This window comes from Candidatus Omnitrophota bacterium, from assembly GCA_023227985.1.
Lineage (GTDB): Bacteria > Omnitrophota > Gorgyraeia > Gygaellales > Profunditerraquicolaceae > JALOCB01.
The window spans coordinates 1-8624 of sequence record JALOCB010000046.1; the positions used below are offsets into that span (position 1 = coordinate 1).

Genomic DNA, 8624 nt, shown 5'->3' on the forward strand with positions numbered 1-8624 from the left:
ACGCAAGTCATTATAAATCAATTACTTTCAAGCCTGCTAAGTGGTTGAATTGTGTATTTAACCGGCTATATGTGCGCTTAAACAGGGGATATTTGCGGATATCCCCTTGCCGATAGCAGGATCAGGCGATGTTTGTAATGATTGCGGGATGGTAAATATGACCGCTACCGCCTTTTTGTTCCGGGATATTTTATCTATCATCCTCGTTTGGGAGCATATGAATCCTTGGGAGGTTTTTACTGCCGCATATCGAGAAAATATCACAAAATACTTGACTTGGCTGCGCTTATATAAGATAATATTTTTGTAAAATCAATAAATCCATAATCATATAAAATCGTGCAATGTTTTATATAGATCGCGCCTTGACAGAAGAAAGGGGACATGCTATACTTTGTTCTGACAAGTAGTAAAGTAGTGGAAAATCGAAAGGGCAAACTCAAGGTAACTTGGGGGCGCAAAGTCAAGCGTCCCGGTATTTTTACGGGACAGGCAGACTGCCGAAATTTCTAGTTCATCTCAGGAGATTAATAGTCTGCCTGAGATTTTTTTTTAAAAAACCCGAAAGTGCCAGGCACTAAGATAAGAAAACCTTCAAAAAGTGCCGGAAAAAAGAAAAAATGCCCAGGTTGCCCAGGATTTACATAGAAAACGCGGTATATTTCGTGACTTGCAGGGGTGAGCATAATGAGGATATTTTTAAGGACAAAGAGGACTACCGAATGTTTTTAGAACTATTAAACAAATATCAGGAGCAATACGGCATAAAAATATTCGCTTATTGCCTTATGCCTGATCATTTGCATTTGCTTTTGGAAATGGATAAACCGGCTAAGGATATCGCTTTCCAGCCTAATCGTTCAGTTGATATGTCTGATTTTATGCGCGGATTGAACAATAACTACACGAAATATTTCAACGGCCGTTACGGCCGCAAAGGCCATTTATTCCGCGAGAGGTTCAAATCCGCAATGGTGGAAAAGAACAGCTATCTTTTAAAAATGACCGCCTATTTACATTTGAATCCCGAAACGCTCAACCTTACCGCAGATGCCCGGCAATACCCTTACAGCAGTTATCAGCTTTATCTTCACAATGATCAATTTGGGCAAAACAGCCGGGGTCTTATGAAAGCCGCGGTTGAAGAAGCCTTGAGTTTATTGAAAAGCCAGGGTTACGCGGATTACGTGAGCGGGCTTTCTGTGGATGAAAGGGAGTTTATCCATAAGCGGATAAACCGCGGAGGGATCCTGGGCAATGAAGATTTTGTCAGCCGGGTAAGATCTGAAGTGCGGGCTTACCAGGCGCAGGTCCCGGGTCAGAAATACGAAGCCAACGGCCGAAAGAGCTACCGTCTGGTTTTTGTCACAGCGGGAGCGGTATTGGTCGTCATCGCCGCAGCCGGGGGCATTTATCTCTTATCGGTAAAGAAGAACCTCAGCGAAACGAATAAGCAGATCAAGAAACTTGAGATTATGAACAAGGAAGCGGATAGATCCGAAGTCCGGAAGGGCGAGAATAAGATCTCCGAAGAGTTAAGATCCGCTCAGTGGGAGGTCCGGCTTGTCCCTGTCAGCGGAGGCAGGGAGAATGCGGATACCTTGAGTTTCCGCAACGGCAAGTTCATCTCCTCAAAACTTATCTCATTCGGTTTTTCCGATTCAAATTATTCCCAGGTTATTGAAAGTAACGGCAAGTTGACCTGGGAGACCATGCAGACCGCTTCCGGGGGCATCGCTTCCTGGCGCGGGGAAATGGAAAACGGCAGGTTAAGGGGCACTCTAAGCCTGCGGCAGGAGGGAAAAGAACCGGAGGATTTTTCATTCGTGAGCACCGGATACAGTAAGCAATAAAACCCCAAGGAGGCCGAAGATGGCTAACGTCAGATCGAAAAACAGATTCGCGGCGGTAATTGCCTGCGCGATATTTTTGTTCGGGACCTCGGTTATTTCTTTCGCCGCGGAGAGCTCCGAAAAAACGGCCTCCGGTTTGTTCAGGAAGGAAATACTGGTAAAGCTTGATCCTGGCGTCATCGCTATGCCTATGGGCGAAGTCGCGCGTATCCCCATCTCCGGGGTAAGAGTGCGTTCTTCTGATTTGCGGGCCTTGAATACAAAATATAATGCCGTCTCTATTGAGAAGATATACGAAGTAAAAGAAAAAGGCGCGCTGGACGAGCCGTTGAAGTTAAAAGGGATGAAAACCGGCGATCCCGGCGCGGCCAGTAACGTAAAAAAAGCGGCCAATCCGGACCTGGCAAAAATATTCCCCAGGGAAGATACCAAGGTGGTGGTCCTGGCCCCGGACAAGGAATTTGTTGAGTCGTCAGAGATATTTTTTATGCAGTTCGAACTTAATCCCGGCGTGGTAATAGAGGATATGCTCGCCGAATACAGGGCTGTGCCTGTTGTCCTGTACGCGGACGTGATAACAAGGAAGGCCAAAAATGAAAAATAAATACGCGGCCAGAAAAAAAGAGAATCCGGATGGTTTTAGTAAATGGCAGGCAAGCAGAAGCCTGTTCGGTCTTGCCGGACTGGTTTTTATCTTCTACGGGTTCTTATGCCTGCTTTATCCCGCGGACGCCCTTGCCCGCACCCGGGTGCAGTCCGGGTCGGTTTCGGCAGTTACCACGACCAACCCGATAGAAGTAACCCTTCCCGAAGCTGTGGATAAGAGCAAAGCCATTATTGTTTTTTCATTCTACACCAACGTCACGGGCCCGGCGTACAATATTTTCGCTTCCAGGTTTAAGCCTGGAGACGGGACTAACCGGATTATCCAGTTCCAGAGGAATACCGGCAATACCGGCACCCGGCAGATGATCTACTACTCGGTCATTGAATCCGACGCCTTTGAAGTGGAATATACCGAGACCTCGTTTGGCTACGGGGTCTGTTCGATGACCACTGACCTTTCCGGGGGTATAGACTTTAGCCAGGGCAAGACCTTTGTGATCTCCAACGGCACCAAGGTCAATACCACTACCTCAAACTACATAATCCAGGGTTTTTTTACCACGGAGGTCGTATACAATACAGCTCCTACCGTGGATCAGTTATTGATCGAGCGTTATAATACGTCAGCCACCGAAGCAACCGCCGAGGTCTGGACCTTTGTGGTCAAATTAAAAGATGATTCCACTGTGCAGTGCGGCGCGCTTAGCGCCATAAGCACGGATTACATGGTTACCGGCGAATTGACAAACGCAGTCGACCGCTCAAAATCGTTTTTGATATTCAGCGCCTCCAACTCCGACTACAGCTGCGACCAGCAGTGGCGCGGTTCGATCGTCTCGGATAAGAGCGTGGGGTTCAACAAAAGGTCCTCCGGCGGAAGCGCCAATATTTATTACTATTGCGTGGAGTTAGGCACATTAGGCTTTACCGAGAACGGCGCAGGGACCATTAACGCGTCTGGAGACAGATTGGCCACGGTAAATTTCAACCTGTCCAAGACATATGACGCTGACTGGCGTTTCGGCATTCTTTCTTTGGACTCCAGCGGGACAAGTTCGTATCCGGACAGGTTCAGGGCCTCTATTGATTTTACCGGCGATTCTGTTGTCAGCGTGTCCAAAGGCGACAATTCATACACCTCGGTTGTTGACTATTTTGCCATCCAGCTTCAGCCGTTGAAAGTAATCACACCGAATACCGCGGTTACCTGGAAATGCGGGGAAGAGCAGGAGATCAGCTGGTACGCGCCTGCGCGAATATCCACCGTAAATATTTACCTTTCCAATGACGGAGGATCCACTTATCCGATCACGATCGTTGCCGGGGCGGCCAACAGCGCTTCAGGGGTTTCTACCCACAACTGGACGCCGTCCGCCGGTGACGGCACTGTGATCGGCAACCAGATGCGCATAAAAGTGGTGGACCAGGCGTATATAACCGCAGGAGGCACGCCGGTTGCCGCGGACTGCAAATATTCTTCCGACGCCTCGGATGTGGACTTTGAAATTATCGGTAAATTAGAGCTTACCGGAACAGCTAACGGCGGGACAGAGATAATTTACAGCGATCCGTTGGACATTACCTGGAATTATTACGGGAATACCGGTGACCCCGCCAAAACAGTGGCTATTAAGTACGACACGAACAGCGGCAGCGGCGGTTATACAAATGTTATAGCTGCCGGCGTTGCCGCCGGGCTTGAGACCTATGCTTTGGATTGGGGCGCTACGCCTTTGCCTTTGGGCAATACCATAAAAATAAGGATAGAGCAGGACAGTCCTGCTGGATACACCGGCACTGTTTATGCAGAATCCGCTTCGAACATCACGGTCCGGGGCGATATCACCCTGGTCGCGCCCACTGCCGCCGGCCTTACCTGGAATGCCGGGGATACGCAGTATATCCAGTGGACTTATAAAGGAGATGAAAGTTTCCGGACCCAGGGCGTGAGCATAAGGTTATCCCGGGACGGGGGAGAGACCTGGCCGGTGGAAATTACTTCTTTGGTCGCCGCTGATTATAAGGAAAACTCGGAAGATACCTATTATAATAAATCCTGGGCGGTCCTTCCTCCGGTAACCAGCGGGGCGTATGCCAAGGTTAAGATAACCAGCAATAAGGATTCCACAATTACCGACCAGTCGGAGAATAGTTTCACCCTGGGCGGCTCTCTGACGGTTACTTCTCCTGATACCGCGTTATCCTGGGAAGCCGGGACCTCGCAGGATATTACCTGGGATTACAGCGGTGATAATATCGGCCCGTTAAATATAAAAATTTCCCGTAATAACGGAGGCACGTGGGAAACATTGGCTTCCGGGGTTTCTTTAGGCAGTTCAGGGTCCGGTTCATGGGCCTGGAATCCGGTCACTGCCCCGGCAGGCGCGGACAACCTGATCAAGGTGGAAAGCGCTAAGGTTTTAGGCGGGGTTAATTTCTACGATTATATCTCCGATGTTTCCGGTTCGTCCTTTGAGATCCAGCAGGTAATTACCGTGGGAAGGCCTAATACCAGCCTGGTTTTCCGCGTAGGGACAAACGAACAAATAGGCTGGACGGTTAACGGAACCGTGGATAAATTCGATATCCTTTATACTACTGCAGCCAGTCCGACTGACGATGATTGGGTTTTGATCACTCCGGCCGGAGAAGGGACTACGGGCGCGGAAACCGGCAGCTACGATTACAACTGGACCTGGACCAATATCCCGGATAATTTAAGCGACACAGTAAAGGTCAGGGTCAGGGATTTTAGCAGGCCGACTATCATTCTGGACGACAGCAATGTAAATTTTAAGATCAAAGGTTCTATCAGCGTTACCAATCCCGGAGGGGCCTCAGGCAGCATACTTAATGTAGGGGTGCCTACCAGCATTACCTGGAATGTTACCGGAAGCGTGGGTTCTCTGGCTGTCCCTAAAACATTAAATGTCCGGTTGTCAATGAACGGCGGCAGCAGTTATCCCGTGTTCATCGGGACAAAACAGGTAACCGGCGCAGGGACTTATTCGCTTTCCTGGACGCCTACCGCCGCCCAGATGGGAGTCAATAACAAGATCATGATCGGTTTGGACGGCGATGAAGACCTTGTCCTGGGAACCGCCGGGGCATCGGAATACAGCTTTTCGGTGGAGCCTAAGCTTACCCTTCTTTATCCCAACGCGGCCAACCTTTCCTTTCAGATCGGGGATACGGTTTACATTAAATGGACGCCTAATCCCGAGGATTTCGGGACCATGGAGCTTAAATACGATACCAACAGCGGCAAGGGCGATGACGGGATACTGGGCAACTCCGATGATTATCAGGGGACGATAAATACCGTTTCTGTTAATTCCAATAATGTGCCTTCAGGGGAAAGCGATATCGGCTATAAATGGGAGATCGCGGATGTTTCCGGTATTGTCGGAAATAAATTGCGGGTCAAGATATACCAGACAGGCAAGGCTTCCTCGGTTTACGCGATAGGCGATTTTGATTTTACCATAAAAGGGACGCTCACTCTTACCGGCGCGGCTGACGGTACCGACAGCCCGGTTTGGGGCATAGGTGAGACAAAACAGATCACCTGGGATGCGGAAGGCGATATCGGCACCGTGGCTTTGAAATACACCGAGGACGGGGAGACATTTATCCCTGTGCTTGACGCCGAAAGCAATCCGGTGACCGTCGATTGCGGCGGAACCGGTTCATACAGCTATGGCTGGACCATACCGAACAGCGCGATCTCTACCGACCTGAAATCCGGGGTGAAATTCCGCGTAGAATCGGTCAACGACCCGAATAACATCAATTCCGTATCCACCGGCACGCTTACCATAAAGAAACGTTACCTTAATGTGGCTGTGCCTTCATCAATCCTGTATGTGAGCGATAATGATGTGGCTTTGACCAATATCTCATGGGATACAAAGGGCAACGTTCCTCCGCCTACAACGATTCAGGTGAAGTTGGCTTATGATCTGGGCACAGGAACCTTTCCTTATAATATAAACGACGGCAATCCCACGCTTGACAGTGCCGGGTGGGTCTGGGATGTGCCCGCGGACGCTATCGGCGACACGGTCAAGGTCAGGGTAATGTCAGCCGGTTTCCCGGATGATGTTTATGCCGATACGGCGCCTTTTACTGTAAAAGGCAAGATCCTCTCGGTTTTTCCCACTGCCAGCGATACCCTGGTGGTCGGTAATTCCGTTTCCGGTGGCATCCAGTATGAGAAAAAAGGCAATATCGGGAATTTGAAGATCGAATATATCCATAACGGATATTCCACCGAAATAACCCCGGTAGGCGGAACGGATGAGGGCACGTCTTTTGCCTGGACAGTCGTTGATGTGGATTCTAACGGCGGCAATGTAATCGACGCCAGCGGCAGCAAGAACAGCAAATTCAAGTTTACCAGCTTGGGCGATCTGCCGGTGACCAAAGAGTCGGCGAACTTCCAGATCCGCGGCGAGGTTTATGATGTCGAACCTTATAATGGCCTGCCTCTGCCTATGGGCAGCACCCAGCTTATAAAATGGAAGACCCGCGGCAATGTAGGCAATGTCCGGATCAGGCTGGACTTATACGACGGTAACGGCCCTGACGGCACAGCCAATACCGGTGATGAATTTACAAACGCGGTTTACGCCCCGGATGACGTTACTACCGGGGAATCTGTCGCTTATACCCAAGGGACGGACGGCTGGTCATGGAAGGTCCCTAATCTGCCCAGCACCCAAGCCCGGATCAGGGTGGAAAGCATCGCCAACCCTTATGATTATACTAATCCGACCAAGGCAATGGCTACTTACGCCGTATCGCAGGGCGCGGCATTGTACCTTCGCGGCGCTATAAACAGCGTTACCGCCCAGGATACTCCCTGGAAGAACGGAGATGTCAATAAGCTTATAGATTGGACCACTACAGGGACCGTGGGCGCGGTTGATATAACGCTTTATTATGACCATAACGATGACGGACCTCCGTGGAACCACATACACAGCTATTCCATCGTAACCAATACAAGCACGCAGCCTTACCCCTGGCCGCTTATTCCCGATACCGTTACCTCCGAGCATGCCGTGGTGAAAGTAACTTCGCACAATGATTCTATGGTAACCAATACATCCGAGGAATTCAAGATAAAGCCGGTGCTCAGCCTTGCCGGTTCGCCTTCGCCGAGCGTAACTTCGGAATGGGAAGTAGGTACGAAACCGATAATAAACTGGGCTGAACCTAAAGGGGATATCACTAATGTGAAGATACAGATCTCCACTGACGGCGGAACCACCTGGAGCGATACTTTTCCTCCGACATTGGCTTCTAAAGGCGGGCTTATCGTGGATTCTACTTCAGCCGCGTCCTTGCAATACGAAGACTGGACCGTAGCTGATTTGATGTCCAAGACCTGCGTGGTCCGCGTGTCCAAAGTGGGCGATCCGGAGGTTTATGTCAATTCCGCTCCGTTCAATATTAAGGGCGTTATTGCTGTTACTTCGCCTAACGGACTGGATCTGCCTGTAGGGAATAATGATCCGGCGAAAGTGATCAGCTGGACCTATAAAGGGACTTTGGGGACAGCCGACCTTTGGTATTGCATTGACGGCGATCAGGCGACCCCCACCTGGCAGCAGGTTTCTTCAGGCCAGGGCATATCCATAGGAACCGACGGAACCGGCTCATTCGAATGGGATCCTATACCTCCATCGCCTTCCGCTAACGTCAAGGTGAAGGTGGAAAGCACGTATAATTCCGGTTGGAAGACTGTCAGCGGCGCGTCTGCGGTCAATGGTATTATCGGAAGCATTATCCTGAATCATCCGGACAGCGGTGAAACCATGACAGTGGGCGGGACCAAGACCATTGAATGGGTGCAGCAGGGCGGCATAACCAATTTTGCCATTTATTATAAATATGACGGCGGAAGCTGGATCGAGATCTCTCCTCCCGGAGGGGTTGCCGGTACAGATGAGGGGGGCGGGGTTAAATCTTGGAATTGGACAGTAGCCGATCATATTTCCAACAATGTTTTATTTAAGGTGGTTGATTACGGCAACCAGAGCAAGGTGGCTGATGAATCCAGCGCAGGGAATTATATCAAAGGGACATTGACGTTAACGGCTCCGAGCGGGGGGACGTATACGATCGGTGACGGGGTTGCGATCACCTGGAACAAATTGG

General features: G+C 50.0%; 4 protein-coding genes and 1 riboswitch. Of the genes, 3 read left to right on the forward strand and 1 reads right to left on the reverse strand.

Going from position 1 to position 8624, the window contains the following annotated elements:
* Nucleotides 1-57: 57 nt before the first annotated feature.
* Nucleotides 58-201: a hypothetical protein gene (locus M0R35_07290; GenBank protein MCK9595459.1), complete on the reverse strand. Its 144-nt coding sequence runs from the start codon at nt 199-201 to the stop codon at nt 58-60.
* Between the two features lie 221 nt (nt 202-422).
* Nucleotides 423-505: riboswitch (cyclic di-GMP riboswitch) on the forward strand.
* A 217-nt stretch (nt 506-722) separates the two neighbouring features.
* On the opposite strand from M0R35_07290, the gene M0R35_07295 reads away from it, so the two are divergent.
* From M0R35_07295 to M0R35_07305, 3 genes are all read left to right on the forward strand, one after another.
* Nucleotides 723-1853, forward strand: a complete 1131-nt coding sequence (locus M0R35_07295; GenBank protein MCK9595460.1) for a transposase — start codon at nt 723-725, stop codon at nt 1851-1853.
* 19 nt (nt 1854-1872) lie between these two features.
* Nucleotides 1873-2457, forward strand: a complete 585-nt coding sequence (locus M0R35_07300) for a hypothetical protein (GenBank protein ID MCK9595461.1) — start codon at nt 1873-1875, stop codon at nt 2455-2457.
* Nucleotides 2447-8624: hypothetical protein (locus M0R35_07305; GenBank protein MCK9595462.1), on the forward strand; the 6178-nt coding region annotated here is incomplete at its 3' end. The genes M0R35_07300 and M0R35_07305, both read left to right, overlap by 11 nt.